The organism is Sorangium sp. So ce834 (assembly GCF_051521425.1).
GTDB classification, from domain to species: domain Bacteria; phylum Myxococcota_A; class Polyangia; order Polyangiales; family Polyangiaceae; genus Sorangium; species Sorangium cellulosum_D.
The window spans coordinates 1,759,153-1,780,653 of sequence record NZ_CP150351.1; the positions used below are offsets into that span (position 1 = coordinate 1,759,153).

Annotated in this window: 17 protein-coding genes and 1 riboswitch; of the genes, 9 read left to right on the plus strand and 8 right to left on the minus strand. The window is 72.8% G+C overall.

Annotation, left to right across the window (positions count from 1 at the left end; genetic code table 11):
- Window positions 1–58 precede the first annotated feature (58 nt).
- On the minus strand, window positions 59–1,381 hold the full coding sequence (locus tag WMF20_RS06430; protein ID WP_437611590.1) for a DUF3500 domain-containing protein: 1,323 nt from the start codon (window positions 1,379–1,381) through the stop codon (window positions 59–61).
- 192 nt (window positions 1,382–1,573) lie between these two features.
- On the opposite strand from WMF20_RS06430, the gene WMF20_RS06435 reads away from it, so the two are divergent.
- From WMF20_RS06435 to WMF20_RS06445, 3 genes are read left to right on the plus strand one after another with little or no spacing between them, the layout of a single operon-like run.
- A complete protein-coding gene (locus tag WMF20_RS06435; protein ID WP_437611592.1) occupies window positions 1,574–1,777 on the plus strand; it encodes a hypothetical protein in 204 nt (67 codons plus the stop codon).
- Window positions 1,778–1,795: 18 nt separating this feature from the next.
- Complete coding sequence (locus WMF20_RS06440) at window positions 1,796–2,869, plus strand: hypothetical protein (protein ID WP_437611594.1); 1,074 nt, start codon at window positions 1,796–1,798, stop codon at window positions 2,867–2,869.
- A gap of 5 nt (window positions 2,870–2,874) precedes the next feature.
- Window positions 2,875–3,270, plus strand: coding sequence for a hypothetical protein (locus WMF20_RS06445; RefSeq protein WP_437611596.1), 396 nt, complete (start codon window positions 2,875–2,877; stop codon window positions 3,268–3,270).
- Here the strand turns inward: WMF20_RS06445 and WMF20_RS06450 are convergent.
- Window positions 3,176–3,961 carry a prolipoprotein diacylglyceryl transferase family protein gene (locus tag WMF20_RS06450; protein ID WP_437611598.1) on the minus strand — a complete coding sequence of 262 codons (786 nt, stop codon included), beginning with the start codon at window positions 3,959–3,961 and terminating at the stop codon, window positions 3,176–3,178. The genes WMF20_RS06445 and WMF20_RS06450 overlap by 95 nt on opposite strands.
- Before the next feature lie 130 nt (window positions 3,962–4,091).
- Window positions 4,092–5,189, minus strand: coding sequence for an endo-1,4-beta-xylanase (locus WMF20_RS06455; RefSeq protein ID WP_437611600.1), 1,098 nt, complete (start codon window positions 5,187–5,189; stop codon window positions 4,092–4,094).
- Window positions 5,190–5,622: 433 nt separating this feature from the next.
- Here WMF20_RS06455 and WMF20_RS06460 point away from each other — a divergent pair, with 433 nt between their 5' ends.
- Entirely contained in the window at window positions 5,623–6,765 is a 1,143-nt protein-coding gene (locus WMF20_RS06460; protein ID WP_437611602.1) for a serpin family protein, read from the plus strand.
- Between the two features lie 105 nt (window positions 6,766–6,870).
- Here the strand turns inward: WMF20_RS06460 and WMF20_RS06465 are convergent, their stop codons facing one another.
- Window positions 6,871–7,719, minus strand: a complete 849-nt coding sequence (locus WMF20_RS06465) for an SDR family NAD(P)-dependent oxidoreductase (RefSeq protein ID WP_437611604.1) — start codon at window positions 7,717–7,719, stop codon at window positions 6,871–6,873.
- A 359-nt stretch (window positions 7,720–8,078) separates the two neighbouring features.
- Here WMF20_RS06465 and WMF20_RS06470 point away from each other — a divergent pair, with 359 nt between their 5' ends.
- Window positions 8,079–8,690, plus strand: coding sequence for an acyl-CoA-like ligand-binding transcription factor (locus tag WMF20_RS06470; RefSeq protein ID WP_437611606.1), 612 nt, complete (start codon window positions 8,079–8,081; stop codon window positions 8,688–8,690).
- 687 nt (window positions 8,691–9,377) lie between these two features.
- Here the strand turns inward: WMF20_RS06470 and WMF20_RS06475 are convergent.
- Window positions 9,378–10,337: a GlxA family transcriptional regulator gene (locus tag WMF20_RS06475; RefSeq protein ID WP_437611608.1), complete on the minus strand. Its 960-nt coding sequence runs from the start codon at window positions 10,335–10,337 to the stop codon at window positions 9,378–9,380.
- 326 nt (window positions 10,338–10,663) lie between these two features.
- Between WMF20_RS06475 and WMF20_RS06480 the strand changes: the two genes are divergently transcribed.
- Window positions 10,664–11,401 (plus strand): DJ-1/PfpI family protein, encoded by a 738-nt coding sequence (locus tag WMF20_RS06480; RefSeq protein ID WP_437611610.1) that lies wholly within the window; start codon window positions 10,664–10,666, stop codon window positions 11,399–11,401.
- A 45-nt stretch (window positions 11,402–11,446) separates the two neighbouring features.
- Here WMF20_RS06480 and WMF20_RS06485 read toward each other — a convergent pair whose 3' ends face one another.
- Window positions 11,447–12,244 (minus strand): haloacid dehalogenase type II, encoded by a 798-nt coding sequence (locus tag WMF20_RS06485; RefSeq protein WP_437611612.1) that lies wholly within the window; start codon window positions 12,242–12,244, stop codon window positions 11,447–11,449.
- A 272-nt stretch (window positions 12,245–12,516) separates the two neighbouring features.
- On the opposite strand from WMF20_RS06485, the gene WMF20_RS06490 reads away from it, so the two are divergent.
- Complete coding sequence (locus WMF20_RS06490; RefSeq protein WP_437611614.1) at window positions 12,517–13,431, plus strand: LysR family transcriptional regulator; 915 nt, start codon at window positions 12,517–12,519, stop codon at window positions 13,429–13,431.
- A gap of 12 nt (window positions 13,432–13,443) precedes the next feature.
- Here WMF20_RS06490 and WMF20_RS06495 read toward each other — a convergent pair whose 3' ends face one another.
- On the minus strand, window positions 13,444–13,971 hold the full coding sequence (locus tag WMF20_RS06495; RefSeq protein WP_437611616.1) for a hypothetical protein: 528 nt from the start codon (window positions 13,969–13,971) through the stop codon (window positions 13,444–13,446).
- Between the two features lie 70 nt (window positions 13,972–14,041).
- Window positions 14,042–15,928: a translational GTPase TypA gene (typA, locus tag WMF20_RS06500; RefSeq protein ID WP_129573520.1), complete on the minus strand. Its 1,887-nt coding sequence runs from the start codon at window positions 15,926–15,928 to the stop codon at window positions 14,042–14,044.
- Between the two features lie 190 nt (window positions 15,929–16,118).
- A riboswitch (cobalamin riboswitch) is annotated at window positions 16,119–16,326 on the plus strand.
- 233 nt (window positions 16,327–16,559) lie between these two features.
- On the opposite strand from typA, the gene WMF20_RS06505 reads away from it, so the two are divergent.
- Both WMF20_RS06505 and WMF20_RS06510 read left to right on the plus strand, forming a co-directional pair.
- The gene (locus WMF20_RS06505) at window positions 16,560–18,683 is read left to right on the plus strand and encodes a TonB-dependent receptor (RefSeq protein ID WP_437611619.1); all 2,124 of its coding nucleotides are present in this window, start codon (window positions 16,560–16,562) and stop codon (window positions 18,681–18,683) included.
- 151 nt (window positions 18,684–18,834) lie between these two features.
- Window positions 18,835–21,327 (plus strand): sensor histidine kinase, encoded by a 2,493-nt coding sequence (locus WMF20_RS06510; protein ID WP_437611621.1) that lies wholly within the window; start codon window positions 18,835–18,837, stop codon window positions 21,325–21,327.
- Window positions 21,328–21,501 lie beyond the last annotated feature (174 nt).

The window sequence follows — 21,501 nt, forward strand, 5'->3', positions numbered from 1 at the left end:
CGAAGGGTCACGCGCGCCACGGCGCGGTGACTCGGCATCCTAGAATCGTGTCAGAGCGCTAGGGCCGACCGCGGGCGGGGGCGCCGTGGCCCTCCTGGAGGTGCCGCGCGAGCAGGCTGTCGCCGAAGTCGTCCTGCAGGTCGCGGAACACGGTGTGGATGTGATCGCCGCCGCGGTTGTCGTACTCGATGAGGTGGGTGGGGCCGTGGATCCGGTAATAATGCGACTGCTTCGGTGAGGCGCTGCCCGCCCAGGCGAAGTGCAGGCGCTCCAGGCCGGCGCGCGCGATGCGGTCGAGGTGCGCGTCGGCGACGTCGGCCGGGAAGTTGCGGGCATAGGCCTCCAGCAGGCGCAGCAGCGCGGCGCGCTGGGCCGGGGTCATCTCGGCCGCTGGCAGGCCCTCGAAGCCTGCCAGCGCGGCCCGACGGGAGGCCTCGGTCACGAGGTCGGGCGGCGCCGTGGCGGCGATCACGGCGCGCTGGCGCTGCGCGGGGGTGAGGGAGGCCAGGAACGCGCGGCCGAGGTCCTCCTCGACCGCGAGCACGCGCAGGCCCTTCCGGGGCCCCGAGGGCACCTCGGCCGGGTTGGCGCCCAGGAACGCCGGGGTGGTGGCCACGCCGCCTCCCGCGGAGGTGAAGTTGAGCGAGACGTGGTGTCCCTCGAAGCGAAAGCCCCACGGGTGCTCGGGCCCGGGCTGGCCGAAGAGGGCGAGGTGGTAGCGGCCCGGGTCGCGGAACGCCGGGTTGCCCTCGATGCCCCCGAGGATGCCCTCGAGCAGGAGGACGCCCTCCACCTTGCGATACCCCTCCGGGCTGAGGCCGGCCCGGAGCAGCGCGTGCGCCGCGCTGCGCTCGGCGCCGTCCATGTCGCCGAGCGCGAGGCCGGCGCGGCGGCGCGGGACGTAATGCCAGTCCTCGCGTTCGCCGCTCCGGAACGCGAGCAGCGCCCGGCCGCGCGCCTCGCCGTCGAGGCCGTCCAGGAAGGCGCGCGCGGAGGCCGCGATCGCCTCGGCCGTGGCGCGCCCCGCAGCGCCGCCCGGCGGAGGCGCGGCGCCAGGCGGCCCCGCGGGCGCCGGCGGCCCGGGCGGGGAGGGCAGGGGGCCCTGCTCGGCGGCCTGCTGGGCCGTCGCGGACGGGCCGCCCGGCGCGGCCGCGGGCTCGCCGGGCAGGGCTTCCTGGGGTCGCACGCTGTTGCAGGAGGTCGTCATCATCACCAGCACGAGGGTAGCCGCGATCCGCGAGCCCGGCCCGGACAGGCGGGGGCAGCGCGACCGGAGCGCGCGCGGAGCTGCGCCGGCCCGCTCGAGCGCGCCGTCGCCCGGGCTGGCGAGGCGATGTCCCGCTGCGTCCACGCCCGCGGCGCGCCCGGCGATGCTCCGCATGCGCGCAGCCTAGCAGGTCGGCAAGGTCGGCAGCGCGGAGCGCGCCCGCGCCGGGCGACGCGCCTCTCCGGTGGTGCTTCCCGGCGTCCTCCAAAGCCCGGCCGAAGTCGTCTAGTCTATACAGGGGTACACAGGGAGAATGCGCAACCTGGGCCCGCGCACCCGTCCTTGCTTCGCCCACCGAGAGGACCCATGAAAGCTTCGTTTCTGCGGATCGCGTCACGCTTGAGCTTCTTCGCGGTCGTCGGCGCCGGCTTCGGCGCGCGCGACATGTGCCTCGGCAACGGCGGACCGCCCCCGGACGACCCGCCCCCGGCGCCCTCCGACGCCGGCCCGGATGGAGCCATGAGCGAGCGCCCCGCGGTCCCGACCCCAAGCGACGTGCGCCCCATCTGAAGGCGCGCCGAGGTCTCCATGGAAGGGCGGCTCCACAGGCTCGCAGGCTCCGTCGGCGCGATCCCGGCGCCGCCGCTCGACGCCCCGCTCGCGGGCCTCGATCGCCTGCGCCGCCTCGGCCTGCGCCTCCTCGGCCCCTCCCTCTCGCGCTCGTTGCTCGTCGATCGCGAGCGCCGCGTCGCCGTCCTCGGGTCGACCCTCATCGTCGCCGCGTTCCTCCTGGCCTCGACCTGGCCCGTGGTCCTGCTCGCGCTCGGCCCGCTCCTCTGGGGCATCCCGCACGTGCTCGCGGACGTGCGGTACCTCGTGGCGCGCCCCGGCCTGCACCGGCGGCCCCTCGCGCTCGCGGCGATCGGCGCGGGCGTCCTCGCCGCGGGCCTCGGCGGCGGGGTGCGCGGGGGCCTCTTCGGCGCGGCGCTCGCGCTCTGCGTGGCGCGCGCCTCGTGGCCGCGCCGGCTCGTCGGGCTCGGGGTCGTGGGCGCGCTCTTCGCCGCCGCGCAGCGCGCGGGGTACGCCGCGGACCTCGCCTTCGCGCACCTGCACAACCTCGTCGCCGTCGCGATCTGGTGGGCCTGGCGGCCCCGGCGGACGCGCCTGCACCTCGCGCCGATCGCGCTCTTCGCGGCGGGCGCGGCGGCGCTGCTCCTCGGCGCGGCGGGGCCCTTGCTCGCGTGGAGCGGGGGCATGGAGGCGCCGTGGACCGGGCTCGGGATGCGTCAGCTCGCGTGGACCTTGAGCCCGACGCAGGCGGGCCCGCTCGCCGCGCGGTTCGTGGTGCTCTACGCGTTCGCGCAGGCGACGCACTACATCGTCTGGCTGCGGCTCATGCCCGAGGACGACCGGCCGAGCAAGACGCCGCGCTCCTACCGGCAGAGCTTCCGGGCGCTCGCGGCGGACGTCGGCGGGTCGATCCTCTGGCTGTCGGCGCTCGGCGCGCTCGGGCTCATCGGCTGGGCGTCCTTCGGCCCGGCAGAAGCGCGCGACGTGTACCTGCGGCTCGCGTTCTTCCACGGCCACCTCGAGCTCGCCGCGGGCGCGCTGCTCTGGGCCGAGGGGCGCCGCGCCCTCTCCCCGGCGCGCGCCTCCGCCTGACGCGAATGTCGACCGCGGAGACGCTCGCCCGTTATTGCGTGGCGTTCGTCCTGACGCAGGCGATCGAGGTCCCGATCTACCGACGCGCGCTCGGCGTGCGCCCGCTCGTCGCGTTCGGAGCGAGCCTGATCACGCACCCGATCGTGTGCTTCGTGGTGCCGGCCGCGTGGAGGGCGCTGTACGTGGCCGCGATCCGAGGAGATCCGCGCTTCGTGCTGGGGGAGACGGGCTACTTCCTCGGGTACGGGGTCCTCGCGGAGGGGTTCGCGGTGGCCGTGGAGGCGGCGTACTTCTGGAAGGCGGGGATCACGGCGCGGAGGGCGTTCGGGTGGGCGCTCGCGGCGAATGCGGCGAGCTCGCTCCTCGGGGTCGCGCTCCGGGCGGCGACGGGGTGGCCTTGAGCCGAAGCAAGGCGATCCCGAGCGGGATCAGCGCCCCGAGGCAAACCCACTGCGCCGCCGTGAGCCCCTGCCACCGGGGATCCGGCGTCTCGCCGAAGTCGTCGGCGCGCAGGAAATCGAGCCCGAAGCGCAAGATCCCGTACGCCAGCGCGAGCGCGCCTGCCGCGGCGCCCGGCCGCGGCGCGCGGCGCGAGGCGAGGACGACGATCCCGGCGAGGAGCGGCGTCGCCATCCACTCCAGCAGGCCGAGGTCGAGGCGCGCGCCGCCCGGGTACTGCACCGCGAGCCACGACGCCGAGCGCCGGCCCGGGTGGTCGTGCGCGAAGGCGCACGCCGCGCGCGCGAGCAGCCACCCGAACGGGAACGCGAACGCCGCCGCGTCGGCCGCGGCGAGCACCGGGATGCGGAGCGCCCGCGCGAGGCCCACGAGCCCCGCGACCGCGCCGAGGAACCCGCCCGCCGACGAGAGCGTCCCGCCGCCGCCGACGAGCCGCCCCACGAGCACCGCGCCCGCGACCGCCGCGGCCGCCGTGCCGATCGCCAGCGCCTCGATCGCGCCCGCCGAGCCGAGCCCGAGCGCGCGAGCGCGCCGCACGAGCACGAGGTGGTTCACGATCACGGCGAGCGTGAGCAGCACGCCGAACGCGTGGAGCCCGAACGGCAGGGGCGGCGACGTGAACCAAGGGATCAAGGGTGGCTGCTACGATGCCACGGCACGCGCGGCGAAGGCACGAGCTCGCGCGCTGGCCGTGAGCGTCGATGTGTGGGTCAACCTCGGAGAGCTTCGCGCGGACTGAGCTGCCCCGCGCCCTCGCGACGGCTCAGAAATCCACCACGGCGTCGTAGGCCGGCTTCGGGTCGTGGTCGACGTCGAAGAGCAGGGGGAAGTCCTTGCGCCCCGAGCTGAACTCGGACAGCCAGGTGTTGTCGTCCGCGATGCCCCAGAAGGTGACGCCCGAGATGACGGACCTGTACTTCCGGAACAGCTCGAAGAACTCCCCATAGCGCGCGGCTTGCTTGGCCTTCAGCTCGTCGGTGAAGGTCGCGGTCGTGTAGAACGTGCTCGGGTTGTACGTCACGCCGGGGATGTACAGCGAGATGTCGAGCTCCGTGACCTGCACCTCCAGGCCGAGCGACGAATACAGCTTGATGGCCTCTTCCATGTTGGCCACGCGCTGATAATAGGCCTGGTTCGTGGACACCGTCGAGGGCTCGATGTTGAGGTGAGCTTGCAGCCCGACGCCGTGGACTGGCACGCCCTGATCGAGCAACCCTTTGAGCATCTTGTAGATACCCTGCTGCTTGGCGGGGAGGTAGTTGTAGAAGTCGTTGTAGAACAGCTTGGCGTCCGGATCGGCGGCGTGCGCGAGCTTGAAGGCCTCCGCGATGTAGCTCTCGCCGAGGATCTCGTACCAGCGGCTCCGCTGTCCATCTGCCAGGTTGCCGGTGCGGTACGTGCCGTCCTCCATCATGGCCTCGTTCACGACGTCCCACGCGTAGACCTTGCCCTCGAAGTGGCGCACCACGTTGCTGATGTGGCTGTTCATGCGCGCCAGCAGGGCCTCCTTCGATACGGTGCCGCCAGCGCCGTTCGAGAACAGCCAGGAGGGGTTCTGGCTGTGCCAGACCAGGGCGTGCCCGCGGATCTTCATGTTGCTCGCGACCGCGAAGCTCACGATGCGATCCGCCGCGTCGTAGGTGAAGTTGCCTTCGGTCCGCTGCAGCGACTCGAACTTCATTTCGTTCTCGGCGGTGACGCTGTTGAAGTGCGTCTTCAGCAGCGCGGCGTGCGTCATGTACGACTGCGAATCCACCGCTGCCCCGATCGGGAAGTAGTTCTTGTACCTGTCTGCCAGCTTGTTGCGATCGCCGTCCGGCACGCCGCCGCCGCCGGCGCCTGCGGAGGTCGCGTCGGCCATGCCGCCGCCTCCGCCCTCGTTCGTCTGACCACCGCTGCCCGCCGCGTCCTCCGCGGCCGGGCCGGCGTGGCGCCGCGCCGACGGGGGAGCAGCGCGGGAGCTGCGCCACAGTGGGCCAACTCTGCCTCATCGATCGCGCCCGCCGCTCCGCCGCGCCGCTGGCCAGCGGAGCGGCGCCATCCACGGGTGTCCTGGGTCGGCGGGGAGTCCGTGTCACGGGCCGCGACGCTCCTCGCGCCGCCCTGGCACAACACCTGCTCTGCCGGGTCGCATGCGCAAGCTCCAGGTCCTTTCAGCCCTCCTCCCACTGTCCCTGATCTTCGCCGGCTGCGTCTCCGACAGAACCGAACCGAATCCACAGTCCGGGTGCAGCGACCGAGGCGCCCCTCCGTGCGTCGCCGTCTCCGACAAAGAGCGGATCCACAACCCTCAGGTGTCGGACGTCGAGCGCGACGACCTCGCCGACGGCAACACGAGGTTCGCGCTCGACCTCTATCACAAGCTCGGCGCCCAGCCGGGCAACCTCTTCTACTCGCCGTACAGCATCTCGAGCGCGCTGGCGATGACGTACGCGGGAGCGCGCACCGACACGGAAGAGCAGATGGCGAGCACGCTGCACTTCACGACGCTGTCCCAGGAGCGGCTGCACCCGACGTTCAACGTCCTCAATGGGGTGCTCGAGAGCCGCGGCGAGGGGTCGAGCGGGGCGGGCCGCGGGAAGTTCCAGCTCAACGTCGCCAATGCGCTCTGGGGTCAGATCGGCCATCCGTTCCTGCCCTCGTTCCTCGACGTGCTCGCGGAGCACTACGGGGCGGGGATGACCCTCCTCGATTTCGCGGGGGCGGCCGAGGCGTCGCGGGAGATCATCAATGACTGGGTGGCCGAGCGCACCGAGGACCGGATCAAGGACCTTCTACAGGAGAACGACGTCCAGAGCACCACGCGGCTCGTGTTGACGAACGCGATCTATTTCAACGCGGCGTGGAAGTTCCCCTTTGACGAGGACGCGACGGCGCCGGGCGACTTCACGCTGGCGGACGGCTCCAAGGCGTCCGTGCCGATGATGACCAACACGGCGCACATGCGGTATCACGAGGACGACGGGTACCAGGCGGTCGAGGTGCCGTACCAGGAAGACCGCCTGTCGATGGTGCTCGTGCTGCCATCGGACCTCGGCGAGTTCGAGGCGGGCTTCGATTTCTCGGCGCTCAGCACCCTCCTCGTCTTCCGAGAGACGCGGAACGTCACCATCACGTTGCCGAAGTTCAGGGTGGAGTCGCGGTTCGATCTCATCCCGCCCCTCAAGGAGCTGGGGATGACCGCCCCGTTCTCCAACGCGGATTTCTCGGGGATCGACGGGACGCGAAACCTGTCCATCAGCGCCGTGGTCCACAAGGCGTTCGTCGACGTGAACGAGGCCGGCACGGAGGCGGCGGCGGCGACGGCGGTGGCGGTCGACGAGAGCGCGCCCGAGCCCGCGGCCATCCGCTTCGATCGACCATTCGTCTTCTTCATCCGGGACAACGACGCCCGCACGATCCTGTTCGTGGGCCGCGTGGCCAACCCGTCCACGTGAGCGCTGCGAGCCCGCGCGGGAGCGAGGCGCTCGCGGAAGCGCGCGCGGGTTCGAGGGCGGCCTGGCCGGAGCGCAGGTCGCCGCCGCCCTGACGAAGCGGGCGCATCAGCTGGCGGCGAACTCCCGCTCATAGATGGAGCGCACCTTCTCCAGCACCCTCGGACCATGCTCCCGGAACGGGAGATCCATCGCGCGGTCCTTCCTCAAGTAGACGCCCGAGCGCTCCCGGTGCGCGCCGAACGCCCCCTCGTACAGCCGCGAGGCGCCCTGGGTCGGGGGCGGGAAGAAGAGCCTCATCAGCGTCTTCACGAAGAACGGCAGCCCCGACCGCTTCCCCTTCCTCAGCGTGTTGTTGGCCCCTGGATCCACGCTCCGGATCTTGATCCCGTCCTTCTCGAGCAGCGGCGCCACCTCACGCGTCCAGAGGGAGAGCGCGAGCTTGGACGTCGCGTACGGGCCGAAGAGCTGCTTGAACGACGCCGGGCGCTCCAGGGCGTCGGGGTCGAAGCGCCGCGTCATGTCGAACGCGTTCGAGGAGGTGTTCACGACCGTCTTCAAGGCCCCCCTCCGCAGCAGCTCCCTGAGCTCCATCGCGATGACGTACGGCGCCACCGTCTGGAGCTCGAAGTGCAGCTCGCGGCCTTGCCTGGAGAAGGTCAGCTCCGGGACGCTGCCGCCGGCGTTGTTGAACAGCACATCGATCCTCTCCTCGCTCGCCTTGATCGCGCCGAGCGCGCGCCTGAGGCTCTCGAAATCGGACAGATCTGCCGTGTGGACACGGAGCCTCCGGCGCTCGAGGCTCTCCCGGAGCAGCGGATCGCCCTCGGGGAACCCCGAGCGGTTCAGCGCGACGACCTGAAAGCCCTCCGACAGCAGGCGGCGCGTGAGCTCGAGGCCGATACCGTGGCTTGCGCCCGTGATGAGCGCGACCTTGTCGTGTTCCGTGGTGTTCATCGTTGCTCCTGTGAGGGCCGCCTCCCCGCGCGCTCTTCGGCGGACAACGACCGTGGACGCGCCGATCGCCCGAGCCGACCGGCGCGCGTACGGAAAGGTCGTTGGCCGCAGCAAAGCGGCCTCCGGCGATGCGCCCCGCGCGCGACGGCCCATGCGCGCGACGGTCGCGAGGAGGCCGCGGCGCCGCTCAAAGCGGCGGCGATGGATGGACTCCGTACCCGTGAAGGCGCGCTCCCTCGCCCGAAATCGCGCGAAATCGCTGGAGGTCGGCGGGGAGCCGCGACAGGAGGAAGAATGTGCTACTGAGTAGCATTTGTCAAGGAGAGGCACCCCGATCCTGCGTGTGGTAGGCTGGCGCCATGGCGGAGGGCCAGACCCCGGGGCTCCGAGAGCGCAAGAAGGAGCGGACGCGCGCGCAGATCATCGAGACCGCGATCGACCTCTTCCTGAAACATGGGTACGAGCAGACGACGCTCGACGAGGTGCTCGGAGCGGTCGAGATCTCGCGGAGGACGTTCTTCCGCTACTTCGAGTCGAAGGAAGACCTGCTCATCGCCTGGATGGACCAGCTCATCGAGGTGGCGTGCGCGTCGATCCGTGCGCGCCCTCGGAGCGAGGCGCCGGTCGTCGCGACCCGCAACGCGATCCGGGATACCGTCGGCCGGCTCTACGAGGGGAACGTGCCGCGCTTCGTCGCGGTCCAGCAGTTCGTCGCGAAGACGCCGGCCATCCGCGCGAGGCAGAGCGAGCGGCTCGGCCATTGCGCGGAGGCCATCTGCGAGCCGCTGGCCGCGCGCATGGGCCTGGATCCGCAGCGCGACCTCGCGCCGCGGGTGCTGGCGAGCTGCGCGATCGCCATCATGCAGTGCGCGATCGACGCGTGGCTCGCGCGCGGCGCGACGGAGGATCTCCTCGAGCTCGTGGACGAGGGCTTCCGGGCGCTCGCGCGCGAGCACGAGCGCGCCCGGTAGGGTCCGCGCGGCGGCGTCCGTCCGGATTGAGGAACGAGCGCGCGAACACCTCGAACGGCATCGGGCGCGCCTCCGGGGCGAGGCGCGGCCCGGCGAGGTATTCCTTCGGGCAAGAGAGACCACCGACGGCCAGACGTCTGACCGCGCGCGGCCAGTCGCGGGGATCGGCTACTGGGTACAGAGGCAGCGCGTACAGCCGGACCACCGGCAAACCCCGGTGCCCGGGCCGTCGCACCTGGCGTCGCAATCGCTGTCCTTGACGCACTCCCAACATGCCGCGGGCTGCGCCTCTTCTGCCGCGGGGGCCTCCGTGGCCGCCGCCGCAGGCGCGCCGGCGGCGCACACCCAGAGACCCACGCCGGAAAGCAAAATCACGGAGGCCAGAGCCCGTCGAACCATCCTCATCATCGTGAGTTCCTTTCGCTCGCGCCTCGCCGGGCAAGGCCCAGAAGGAGGAGGCGCTCCGGGCAGCTTACAGATCCGCTGTCCCCCGGCCACTCCAATTCTTCAATGAATTGTTAAGAACTATGTCGATCCATCGGTATCGGAGAAATCGATCCTCCTCGCCACCGCCGCGGCCGGCGTACCTCCACGGGAGTGCATGACAGCCTCCGTCGAGGCTGCTGCGCAGGTCGGAGCCCGGCCACGCCTCCTGCGCTCGAGTCCGCCGCTCCCCGCGGCGTCGGCTCACGATCGCCCGAAGCGCCGCCGGTACTCCTCCGGCGTGACCTGGAGCGTGCGCTGGAATGCGCGCCGCATCCGCTCGTCCGTGCCGAAGCCGCAGTCGCGCGCGAGCTGCTTGATCGACGCTCGCCCCCCCTCCAGGCAGGAGCGCGCCTGCTCCAGCCGCGCCGCCTCGACGAACTTCGCGGGCGTCGTCTGCAGCGTCCTCGTGAAGGTCCGCGCGAAATTGCGGGGGCTCATCCCGGCCCTCTCGGCCAGCACCTCGACGCGCAGGTCGGCGTCGAGGTGCCGCAGGGCCCACGCGATCACGCGCCCGAGCGGCCCCGCGGCGGCCTCCTGCGCGCGGAGCGGGCAGCTGAACTGCGACTGTCCGCCAGGGCGCTTGAGGAACACCACCATGCCGCGCGCCACCTCGAGCGCCACGTCGTACCCGAGATCCTCCTCCACCAGCGAGAGCGCGAGATCGATGCTCGCTGTCGTGCCCGCAGAGGTGTAGATCTTCCCGGACCGCACGAAGATCGCGTCGGGATCGACCTCGACGGCGGGAAACTGGCGCGCGAGCGCGGCCGCCTCGCGCCAGTGCGTGGCGGCGCGGTGCCCCGCGAGCAGCCCCGCGGCGGCGAGGATGAAGGCGCCCGTGCAGACGGCGCCCATACGCCGCACCTCGGGCGTCGCCGCGCGCAGCCAGCCGAGCAGCCCGGCGTCTCGCATCGCCTCGCGGGGATCGCCCCCCGCGACCAGCACCGTATCGGCGCCGCGGGCCACGTCCTCGAGCGCCCTGTGGGCGACGATCTGCGCCCCGGAGAGCGTCCGGATCACGCCGCCCGACACCCCGGCGATCTCGACGGCGTACGCCGGGGGCGCGCCAGGGCACCTCGAGGCGGCGCACGCCGAGGCCAAGGCGAAGACATCGACGGGTCCCATCACGTCGATGGCGCCCGCGCCGTCGTAGGCCACGACCACGATCCTGCGCGTCGGCGCATGCGGGCTCGGGCTCGGCGAGCCCCGCGGAGCGCGCTTCGAGGGGCGGGGCCGCTTCACGCGGCGACGGTACCCGCTGCGCACCCGACCGCAACGACAAAGCGCCCGCATTTCCTGCCAGGCCTCCGCCGAGGCCGGAGCCGAGGGCGCCGCGCCGCGGGCCCGGCTCGCGGCGCGGCGCGTGGCAGAAAATGCAGGCGCTCTGTCCCTCTGCCATCCCGCGCGGGGCGCATGCTCACGCGCACCGCTCGCCCAGCGCGCGCCCTCCTCGCGCCCTCGCGCGAGACCAGAACAGAAAGGATTCCTCGATGAGCGTTCATGACGATGTCTCGTTCACCTTGCCCCTGAGCCTCCCCGTGGAGCGCAAGCTCCAGGTGGCGCTCTTCGTCTGCCCCGGCTTCTTCCTGCCCGACAACATCGGTCTTCAGACGGTGTTCGGCGTCCTGCCCAACGTGGACCTCCACCTCGTCTGGAAGAACAGGGACGAGATCGCGGGCGTCCCGCGTTTCACGACGCGGGCCACGACCACCTTCGGCGAATGCCCGAAGGCGCTCGACGTCCTCCATGTTCCGGCGCTTCCGCCCCACGTCATGGAGGACAAAGAATCGCTCGCGTTCCTCGCAGAATACGGCGGCCGCGCGGCGTGGTTGTCCGGCGTCTGCGCGGGCGCCCTGATGCTGGGCGCCGCGGGCCTGCTCAAGGGCTACCGGGCCACCACGAACTTTCACCTGCACGACCAGCTCGCCTACTACGGCGCGATCCCCACCAAGGGGAACGTGGTGGAAGACCGGAATCGGCTCACCTCAGGGCCGGTGTCCGGCGGATTCGATCTGGCGCTGCGCCTGATCGGGCGCCTGTGCGGCGACGAGGTCGCCAGGGAGTGCGAGCTGGAGATGGAATACGCACCGGAGCCGCCCTATGGCACGGGCAGCCCCGAGCTCGCCGGGCCAGAGCGGACGGCGAGGTCGCTTCAGAGGATGGCGCCGATCATCGAGGAGATGCGCCAGGTCGGCATCCGCGCCTCGCGGCGGCTGGAGATCGCCTGAGCCGCGCTGCGGGCCACGCCCCTCCGCGATGGCGCTCGGCGGCGGTCACGCCCCCGCCGTGACGAACTCGACCAGATCGTTCAGGCTCGCTCCCGCGGCGTCGGCGCTCACGCCCAGCTCCTCGGCCGGCAGGCTCAGGCGGTTGACCCAGAACGTTGGATAGCCGAACCAGCGGGCGCCCGCGGCGTCCCAGCCGGCGAACGGGACGAACAGGATCTCCTCGCGCTCGAGGCCGAGCGCGTCGAGCGCCATCCGGTACGCGCGCGGATCCGGCTTGTAGGTCCTCGCCAGGTCGGTGCTGAGCACGCGATCGAACAGGCCTCCCAGGCCGGAGCGCTCGATCGCGGCGCCGAGCATCCTCGGCGTGAAGTTGGACAGGAACGAGAGCCGGAGGCCCGCGCGCCTCAGCGATGCGAGCGCGGGGAGCGCGTCCGGCCACGCCTCGAGCTCGAGGTACGCCCCGAGGAGCCGCGCCCGCCTCGCCTCGCCGAGATCGAGCCGCAGCGCCCGCTCGGCGAACGCCAGCGCGTCCGCCGTCACCTGCCAGAAATCGGCGTACTCGCGGGCCGCGACCCGGAGCCACGTGTACTCGAATTGACGGGTGCGCCAGGCCTCGCTCAGCAAGGCGCCCTTGCCTGGACAGAGCTCCTCCGCCAGCGCGGCGATCGGCCGCGGATCGAAGATCGGAAAGGCGTCGAAGGCGAGGGCCTTGATCTTCCGGCCCGCCGCCGGCCCGCGCTCCGCGGCGCACGAGGCGGTCACGGCCAGCGGGGCCGAGCCCAGGAGGCCTGTCGCGGCCGTCCCGGCCACGCGGTGGAGAAACGTACGACGACTCGAATGCATGGTGGCCTCGATCGGGTCATCCGACATGAAATGGGTGAGACCGCGCGGACGTGCGAGGCGCGCGGACGCGCGAGATGCGCGCGGCGTCACGCAACACGCAAAAGAGCTCACGCAGAGAGAGCGCGAGCGCTGCGCCAGAGACGAGCGCGCGAATGCGTGGAGAGAGCATGCACCCTCCGCCGTTGCCCGCACATCCGCCATCGCCGTATACTCGCCATGCATCTGTGCATGGCGCGGGGCGCTCTCGCGCAGCAGCGCCCCGCGCGAAGACCATGCTCGACTGGGACGATCTGCGCTATTTCCTCGCCGTCGCCCGGCACGGCAACCTCTCGGCCGCCGCGCGCGCGCTGAAGGTCACCCAGCCGACCGTGGGGCGGCGCGTCGACGCGTTCGAGCGGCGCCTCGGGGCGAAGCTCTTCCGGCGCTCGCCGTCGGGGTTCGCGCTCTCGGCCGCGGGCGAGAGCGTGCTCGGCCACGCCGAGCGCATGGAGCAGGGCGCGCTCGCCGCCGAGCGCGCCGCCGCCGGACGCGACGCCGGCCTGACCGGCCACCTCCGCGTCACCGCGTCCGAGTGGCTCGCCGCCCGCGTCCTCGGGCCGCTGCTCGCCCCGTTCCTCGCGCGTCACCCCGGCATCTCCGTCGAGCTCGTCGCGGATGCGCGCTGGCTGAGCCTCCCGCGGCGGGAGGCGGACATCGCCTTTCGCCCCGCCGCGTTCGAGCACCGTGAGGTCTTCCAGCGCGAGGTCGCGCGCATCGGGTTCGGCCTCTACGCGTCGGAGGCCTACCTCGCCGAGCGCGGCCTGCCGGACTTCGACCGGCAGTGCGCGGGCCACGCCCTCGTCACGATGAGCGACGAGCCGCCGGCGGTCGCCGACCTCGCGTGGCTGCGCGCCGTCGCCGCGAAGGCCCGCGTCGCCGCCCGCACGAACGGCCGCGAGGCCCAGGCGACGATGGGGGCCGCCGGGGTCGGGCTCGTGTGCCTGCCGCGCTACCTGGGCGACGCGATGCCGGGCCTGCGCCTGCTCTCGCCGCCGTCGCCGCCGCCCGAGCGCACGCTGTGGCTCGGGGTGCACCGCGACACGCGCGCGGTGCCGCGCGTGAAGGCGCTCGTCGCGTTCGTCACCGACGCCCTCGGGCCGCTGCGAGGCGCCCTCCGGCCGGGCGCGCGGCCGCGCCAGGGCCGGTGACGTCGCCCGCCGTTACCGGCCCTGGCTGAGCTGGCAGGCCCGTTGATCTTCGTAAAACGGCGCGCAGTCCACCTGGACGAAGTCGGCGTCGCACGCCGGGTCGCTGGAGGCCATGCACGCGAACAGCGGATCGAGCCACGCCGAGATCTGCTCGCAGCGCGTGACCGACGGGATCTGGACGATCCCGCCCATGCAGTCGAAGAACGGCGCGGTCAGGTCGTTGCAAGGGCGCGGCACCGAGAGCAGCTCGGCGCAGGCGGCGCGACAGCCGGGGTCCGGGCAGGCGGTGCCGTCGAACAGGGCGCAGAAGAAATCGCACGAGGCCCGCGCTCCGCCGCCCGAGCCCGCCGCGCTGGAGCTCGCCGACTGCGGGCCCGCGCCGACGCTCGTGCGCCCGCTCGACGTCGCGCTGGCGCCGGCGCCCCCGGAGCCGTCGTCGCCCCCCGGGGAGCCGTCGACCACGACGCTCCCGCCGCAGGCGCTCGCCCCCGCGAGGGCGACGAGCGAAGCGAGGAGCGCTGGAAGCAGCGTCGTTCTCATGCCGGGGAGTCTACACCGGTCCACACCGGCGCGGGCAGGGGAGGGGGCGCTCGCCGGGCGCCCCCGCCGCTCACTCCACGGCCTGCGCCTGCTCGATCGCGTCCTCGCGGCGCTCTCGGCGGTTGCACGCGAGCACCTTCTTGCGGACGCGCACCGCGTCGGGCGTGACCTCGACGAGCTCGTCGCCGTCGATCCACTCCATCGCCGTCTCGATCGTGAGCAGCCGCGGGCTGGCCAGGAGGACGTTCTCGTCCTTGCCGTGGTTGCGCACGTTCGACAGCTTCTTCTCCTTGATCACGTTGACGTCGGTGTCGTTCGGCCGGTTGTGCTCGCCGACGATCATCCCCTCGTAGACCTCGACGCCGGGGACGATGAAGAACGTCCCGCGCGGCTGGAGGTGGTGCAGCGCGTACGGGGTCGCCACGCCGGCGCGATCGGCGACGATAGCGCCGGTCGGGCGGCGCATCATCGGGCCGCCCCAGGGCGCCCAGCCGTCGAACATCGTGTTGAGCAGGCCCGTCCCGCGCGTCGCCGTCAGGAACTCGCCCCGGAAGCCGATGAGCCCGCGCGATGGCACCCGGAACTCGAGGCGGGCGCGCCCGAAGCCGGGGTTCGTCATCTTCACCATCCGGCCGCGCCGGGTGCTGAGGCGCTCGGTCACCACGCCGACGTAGGTGTCGGGCACGTCCACGACCACGAGCTCGACCGGCTCCATCACCTCGCTGTTGATCTCGCGCGTCACGACCTCGGGGTTCGAGAGCTGCATCTCGTAGCCCTCGCGCCGCATCGTCTCCACGAGGATCGCGAGCTGGAGCTCGCCGCGGCCGAGCACCACGAACGTGTCGGGCACCTCGGTCGGCTCCACCCGGATCGCGAGGTTCTTCATCGCCTCGCGCTCGAGCCGCTCCTTCAGGTGACGGCTCGTCAGGAACTTCGACTGCTTGCTCTTGCCGGCGAAGGTCGACGTGTTGACGCCGATCTTCATCTTGATGGTCGGCTCCTCGACCACGATCCGCGGCAGCGACTCGGGGGTCGCCGGGTCCGCGATCGTGTCGCCGATGGTGACCGAGTCGAGCCCCGCGATGGCGACCACCTCGCCCGCGGCGGCGCTCTCGACCGCGACCCGCTTCAGCCCCTCGTAGGCGTAGAGCATCTTCACGTAGCCGCGCGACTGCCCGCCCTCGCCGAGGAGCGCGACGTCGGCGCCGGACCGGGCGGTGCCCCGGACCACGCGGCCGACCGCGAGCCGGCCCACGTAGTCGTCGTGGGTCGTGTTGCAGACGATGACCTGGAGCGGCCCGTCGGGGTCGCCGGAGGGGCCGGGCACCCGCTCGAGGATGGTCTCGAAGAGCGGCTCCAGGTCCTTGGCCTCGTGCTCGAGCTCGCGCTTCGCCTGGCCGAGCTTCCCGATCGCGTAGAGCGTCGCGAAGTCCATCTGCCCGTCGCTCGCCTCGAGATCGCAGAAGAGGTCGAACACCTCGGAGAGCACCTCGTGGGCGCGCGCGTCGCTCCGGTCGATCTTGTTGATGACCACGATGACCGGGAAGCCGCGCTGGAGGCACTTCGAGAGCACGAACCGCGTCTGCGGCAGCGGGCCCTCGGCGGCGTCGACGAGGAGCAGCGCCCCGTCGGCCATCATCAGGGTGCGCTCGACCTCGCCGCCGAAGTCGGAGTGGCCGGGCGTGTCGACGATGTTGATCTTGACCCCGCGGTACCGGATGCTCGTGTTCTTCGCGAGGATGGTGATGCCGCGCTCCCGCTCGAGATCGTTCGAGTCCATGACGCGCTCGGCCACGACCTCGTTTTCTCGGAAGGCGCCCGCCTGGCGGAGCATGTGGTCGACGAGCGTGGTCTTCCCGTGGTCGACGTGGGCGACGATGGCGATGTTGCGGAGGTCGTTACGCGGCATATACGGCGGCGGCCGTGTAGCACGCGACCCACGGAGGAGCGAGCCCATCCTCGCCAGAGCCCGAACGTTCGGCCGGCGCGCGGACGTCGCGCGGCGAGCGCTCACGTTCAGGTGGCGCGCGCGAGGCGGGCGCGAGCCGCGCGGGCAGGAAGCCCGCGCGAGGCGGGCGCATGGCGAGGGACGCGCGTGGAGCGGGCGAGGTGAGCGGGAGCGATTGACAGCCGGAGGTGCATCCTCCTAGGGTGCGCGCCGCGCTGGTGCCTGGGCGCTCGCTCAGGCTGAATAGGGAACCCGGTGAGATTCCGGGGCTGCCCCGCAGCGGTAAGCGAGAACGACCTCCACCCCACGCACTGGCCCGATGAGGGCTGGGAAGCGGTGGACAGTAGGAAGCCGGCCCGGCCGGAGCGCTCGCGAGCCCGAAGACCTGCCCGCGCCCGGCGACGGGGACACATCCGACGCCGGTTCGACCTGGGAGCCTCGAGGGAGGCGGTGAGGTCCGAGCCGGTGCAGCCCTGCGCACGTCCCGGATCCCGAGCCGCCCCCTGCGTTGCCTTCCGGTCGCCCGCGGGGGCGAGAGGTCGGTCCAGGGCATCGCGCCGTGGGCGACCTTTTCCTCCTCCCGGAGCTCGATGCGAGCGGCCCGGCGCCGCTCCGCGCGATTGCGCGAAGGAGGACATGAATGCTGCGCGAGAACGTCACGAAGGGCCACGGACACCGTCATCGACTCCATCGGATCGCCGCGCTGGCGATCTCGCTGTTCGCCGCGCCGCCAGCGCGCGCCCAGGAAGAGCCCATCGAGGTCACGGTGCACGCGGAGAAGCCGGGCAGCGAGGCCGCCTCGCGCGTCTCGGTCGGGCACCGCGAGCTCGAGCTCAGGCCGCGGCTCCGGCCGGGCGACATCCTCGAGTCGGTCCCCGGGCTCTTCGCCGTGCAGCACGCCGGCGGCGGCAAGGCGAACCAGTACTTCCTGCGCGGCTTCGACGCCGACCACGGGACCGACGTCGCGTTCTTCGTCGACGGGGTGCCCGTCAACCTGGTCAGCCACGGCCACGGGCACGGCTTCACCGACCTCTACTTCATGATCCCGGAGCTCGTGATCGGGCTCGACGGCTACAAGGGGCCCTATTACGCGAGCATCGGCGATTTCGGCACGGCGGGCGCCGTCAACCTCCGCTTCGCCGAGAAGCTCGACGAGAGCACCGCGCAGCTCAGCGTGGGGCAGTACGGCATCCTGCGCGGCCTCGTGATCGCCTCGCCGGAGCTCGGCGACGAATGGCGCGCGGTGGCCGCGGCGGAGGTCTACCGGAACGACGGGCCGTTCCAGAGCCCGGAGCGGCTCAAGCGCTTCAACGTCTACCTGAGGGCGACGCGCGACCTCGGCAGCACCGGCAAGGTCCAGGCGACGTGGATGTCCTACGGCTCGACCTGGCACGGCTCCGGCCAGATCCCGGCGCGCGCCGTGTGCGGGGAGGGGGAGCAGGGCGGTCTGAACCCGCCGCCCTCCGCCTTCGGGCAGCCGTGCATCGATCACTTCGGCGCCGTCGATCCGACCGAGGGCGGGTCGACCGCGCGGCACATGGCGTCGGTCTCCACCTCGACCGCGTGGCGGGACGCCGACCTGAGCGCGATGGCTTACTTCCTCCGCTATCGCTTCACGCTGTACTCGAATTTCACGTTCTTCGCCGAGGATCCGGCCCACGGCGATCAGATCGAGCAGAACGACGACCGCACGGTGCTGGGCGCCGACTTCCGGTTCCGCAAGCAGATCGAGCACCGCGGGGCGAGGTTCACGACCTCGCTCGGCGCGCAGATCCGCGCCGACGCGATCGACAAGTCGCTCCACCACGACGAGGCGCGCGAGCGGCTCGAGGAGCGGGATCGGACCCACGTCGACGAGGGCCAGATCGGCGTGTACGTCGAGCAGGACGCCCGGCTCCGGCGCTGGCTCCGCCTCGTGCTCGGCGTGCGCGGGCAGTGGATCGACGTCAACGTGGACGACCTGCGCGAGGACCTCGAGGGGACGGGGAACCGGTCGAGCGGCGCGCGGGGGCAGATGCAGCTGCTCCCGAAGCTCTCGGCGATCGTCTCGCCGGTTGGCGGGCTCGATCTCTTCGCCCACTACGGGCGCGGCTTCCACTCGAACGACGCCCGGGGCGCGGTGCTGGGCCAGGGGGCGGCGACGCTGATCACCCCGGCGAAGGGCTACGAGGTCGGCGCGAGGGTCGCGCCCGTGCGCGGCCTCTCGCTCAGCGCGGCCGGGTTCCTGCTCGACCTCGACTCCGAGCTGGTCTGGAGCGGCGACGCCGGCGTGACCGAGGCGTCGGGGGAGACGCGGCGTTATGGAATCGAGATCGGCGCGCGCTACCGGCTCGGGAGCTGGCTCTTCGCCGACGTGGACGCGACCTTCACCCGCGCGCGCTTCCGCGCGAACGCCGGCAACGGGAGCGCGGTCGCGCTCGCGCCGACCCGGACGCTGACCGCGGGCATCGGCGTGCGCAGGGCGTTCGGCGCCTTCACGCCGTTCGCGGCGCTCCGGGTGAAGGCGATCGGCGCGCGGCCCGCGACCGAGGACGAGTCGCTCACCGCCGAGGGGTTCACGGTGGTCGACGCGAACGCGGGGCTCCGGTGGAGGAACGTCGAGGCGGCCGTGGACATCCAGAACCTGTTCGACGCGACGTGGCGCGAGGTCCAGTTCGCGAGCGACTCGCGGCTGCCGTACGAGCCGGCCGCGGTCACGGGGATCCACTACTCGCCGGGGTGGCCGTTCACGGCGATCGGGCGGGCGACGCTGTACTGGGAGTAGCCCGGGGGCCAAGAGCGTCGGCCGTCGTTCCTCGCCTTCCGTCATCCGTGTTCCGTCAAGCGCCAGCGCACGATCCTCCGCCGGCGCCGCGCCCGCGCCGCCGGCCGCCGTTGCGAAGCCGCGCGCCCTGGGCTTCCATGCCGCCGGCCCCGTGAGCACCCCGCCGCCCCCCAAGCTCCGCGCGCCGCTCACCCCGCGCGCCCGCGCCGAGCTCGTCGCGACCGGCTGGGAGCTGTTCTCGGCCCTCCTGTTCCTCTCCGCCGTCGTCCCCGCGGCCCTCACCACGCCCTGGCCGGCGATCCTCCTGCTCGCCTCGATGGCCCTCTCGGCCGCGCTCTCGGGCGTGCTCGTCCGCCGCGGCGACCGCGGCTTCGCCATCGCCGCGGCGATCCGCACCCTCTCGTGGCCGCTCGCCGTCTCGCCGCTCGCCCTCCGCGGCCCCCCCGCGGGGCCCCCCTCGTGGCCCGGCCCGCTCGGGATCGGCCACGCGACGCCGCCGTCGTGGCTCGGCCTCCTGGTCACGGCCCTCGCCTTCGGCGTCATGGCCGGCGGCATGCGCCTCGCCATCCACCGCAGCCTGCTCCGCGCCGACGCGGCCGACGGCGGCGCCTCCGAGGCCGCCTCGGCGCGCGCCCTCGCCGCGGCGCTCCGGCCGCGCCTCGCCGAGTCGGCCACGGCCGCCGGCATCGTCGGCGGCCACGTCATGCTGCTCTTCTGCGTCGCGTTCCTCCGCACCCAGAGCCAGGTCGTGTTCCAGGCGTGGTTCGAGGTCGTCCCCCTCCTCGCGCTCTCCGGCACCCTCGGCTTCACCTTCGCCGTGCGCCCCGCCACGCACGCGATCGTCGCCGCCCTCCGGGCCGGCCCGTCCGGCGACCGCGCCCTGCTCGCCCGCGGCCTCGCCCGCGCCGAGCGGCTCCCCGACGTCCTCGCCTCCCTGAACTTCGCGCTCTGGCTCGGGTGCACCGCGATCGGCATCGCCTACGTCCGCCCCGGCGCCACCTTCCGCCCCGGCGCCCCCTTCAGCGCCGCCGACGCGCTCATGCAGCTCGGCTTCGGCGCGCTCTTCGCCTTCGGCGTCTCGTTCTACCAGCGCGCGTGGCACAGGGACTCCGTCGCGCGGGCCGTCGACCTCCTGCGCGCGTGGACCGGCGCGCCCGAGCGCGGCGGCGCGCCCCCGACGCCCCTCCGGCGGCGCATGCTCCGCGACTTCGGGCTGCCGCTCCTGTTCACCGGGCTCCTCTCGCTCTTCTCCTCCATCGGCCTCTACCGCGCGCTCGCGACCGGCTCGTCGTTCAACGAGGACTTCAACGCCATCACCGCGCTCTTCGCCTCGTTCTCCCTCCTCGTGCTCGCCGCCCTCGGCGTCGTCGCGCGGGCGGCGCGCGAGCTCTCGCGGCCGATGGCGCAGCTCGCCCGCGCCGCCGACGAGGTCGCGCGCGGCGAGCTCGGCGCCGCCGTGCCGCGGCTGTCCGGGCCGAAGGAGGTCGTGGGCCTCGGCGAGAGCGTCGAGCGCATGCGGCAGGCGCTGTCCCGGACGATCGACGAGCTCGAGGGCGAGCGCGCCGGCCTCGAGGAGAACGTCGCCGCGCGCACCGCGGAGCTCACGCGCGCCCTCTCCGAGCTGAAGCGGACGCAGGCCGCGCTCATCCAGGGCGAGCGGCTCGCCTCCATCGGCGAGCTCGTCGCCGGCGTCGCGCACGAGATCTATAACCCCCTGAACGCCATCGCCGGCGCCGCCCAGCCGATCGAGGAGCTCGCCGCGGAGCTCCGCGCCGTCCTCGACGCCTACCGCGCCGCCGAGCGCGAGCTCCCGGACGACCGCCGCCGCGCCCTCGAGGCGCTGCGCGAGCAGCTCCAGACCGAGGCGGCGCTCGAGGACCTCGTCGGCATCTCCACCCTCGTCCACCGCGCGGTCGAGCGCAGCGTCCGCATCGTCGCCAACCTGAAGAGCTTCTCGCGCGTCTCCGGCGAGCCGCTGCCCGTCGATCTGCACGCCGGGCTCGAGGAGACGCTGCTCCTGCTCGGCCCGCGGCTCCGCCAGGCGCGCATCGAGGTGGTCCGGCGCTACGGCGACCTGCCGCCCGTCACCTGCCGGAGCGGAGAGATCAACCAGGTCTTCATGAACCTCCTCGTCAACGCCATCCAGGCGCTGGAGGAGGCGAGCGCCGCGCCGCCGGCGCCGGTCGGGGCGGAGGCGGCGGAGGGCGCCGGCGGCGCGGCGGAGGGCCCGCCCGGCGCGCCGGTGATCTGCGTCGAGACCTGGATCGACGAGGACATGGCGGCCGTCGCGATCTCCGACAGCGGGCCCGGCGTGCCGCCCGACCTCGCGCAGCGCATCTTCGATCCGTTCTTCACCACGAAGCCGCGAGGGCACGGGACCGGCCTCGGGCTCTCCATCTCGACGGACATCGTCCGGCGGCACGGCGGCACGCTCGCCCTCGCCCCCGCGGACGGCCGCGCTGGAGATCTGCGCTGCGGCGCGCCCGCCGGGGCGCGCTTCGTCTGTCGCCTGCCCCTCGATCCTCGCCCGGGGAGCGCCCGCCCGCAAGGCGATGCGCCCCCGCCTGCACGGCCGTCCTCGGGCGGCGGCTCGGCCCCGCGGACCGTGGAGGCGCGCCCCGCTCCGCGGACAGCGGAGGCTTGAACCAGCGCGCAATCGGCGCCGGTCTCCCACCCCACCTCCACGCGGAGCGCGCTCCAGATTCCTCCGCACCCGACCGCGGCCCCGTAGACCGGCTGTTTCAAACCGGATACGTTCAGCGAGCGATCCGACTCACCGCACAGCGCAATAAGGCCCCTGAGAGACGCGAACGGCTCT

Bases quoted from the DNA above. Each gene is read 5' to 3' on its own strand.
- WMF20_RS06445 (WP_437611596.1), top strand. From the start codon at position 2,875: ATGTCGACCGCGGAGACGCTCGCCCGTTATTGCGTGGCGTTCGTCCTG.
- WMF20_RS06430 (WP_437611590.1), bottom strand. From the start codon at position 1,381: ATGCGGAGCATCGCCGGGCGCGCCGCGGGCGTGGACGCAGCGGGACAT.
- WMF20_RS06480 (WP_437611610.1), top strand. From the start codon at position 10,664: ATGAGCGTTCATGACGATGTCTCGTTCACCTTGCCCCTGAGCCTCCCC.
- WMF20_RS06440 (WP_437611594.1), top strand. From the start codon at position 1,796: ATGGAAGGGCGGCTCCACAGGCTCGCAGGCTCCGTCGGCGCGATCCCG.
- WMF20_RS06505 (WP_437611619.1), top strand. From the start codon at position 16,560: ATGCTGCGCGAGAACGTCACGAAGGGCCACGGACACCGTCATCGACTC.
- WMF20_RS06435 (WP_437611592.1), top strand. From the start codon at position 1,574: ATGAAAGCTTCGTTTCTGCGGATCGCGTCACGCTTGAGCTTCTTCGCG.
- typA (WP_129573520.1), bottom strand. From the start codon at position 15,928: ATGGGCTCGCTCCTCCGTGGGTCGCGTGCTACACGGCCGCCGCCGTAT.
- WMF20_RS06485 (WP_437611612.1), bottom strand. From the start codon at position 12,244: ATGCATTCGAGTCGTCGTACGTTTCTCCACCGCGTGGCCGGGACGGCC.
- WMF20_RS06465 (WP_437611604.1), bottom strand. From the start codon at position 7,719: ATGAACACCACGGAACACGACAAGGTCGCGCTCATCACGGGCGCAAGC.
- WMF20_RS06490 (WP_437611614.1), top strand. From the start codon at position 12,517: ATGCTCGACTGGGACGATCTGCGCTATTTCCTCGCCGTCGCCCGGCAC.
- WMF20_RS06495 (WP_437611616.1), bottom strand. From the start codon at position 13,971: ATGAGAACGACGCTGCTTCCAGCGCTCCTCGCTTCGCTCGTCGCCCTC.
- WMF20_RS06470 (WP_437611606.1), top strand. From the start codon at position 8,079: ATGGCGGAGGGCCAGACCCCGGGGCTCCGAGAGCGCAAGAAGGAGCGG.
- WMF20_RS06455 (WP_437611600.1), bottom strand. From the start codon at position 5,189: ATGGCCGACGCGACCTCCGCAGGCGCCGGCGGCGGCGGCGTGCCGGAC.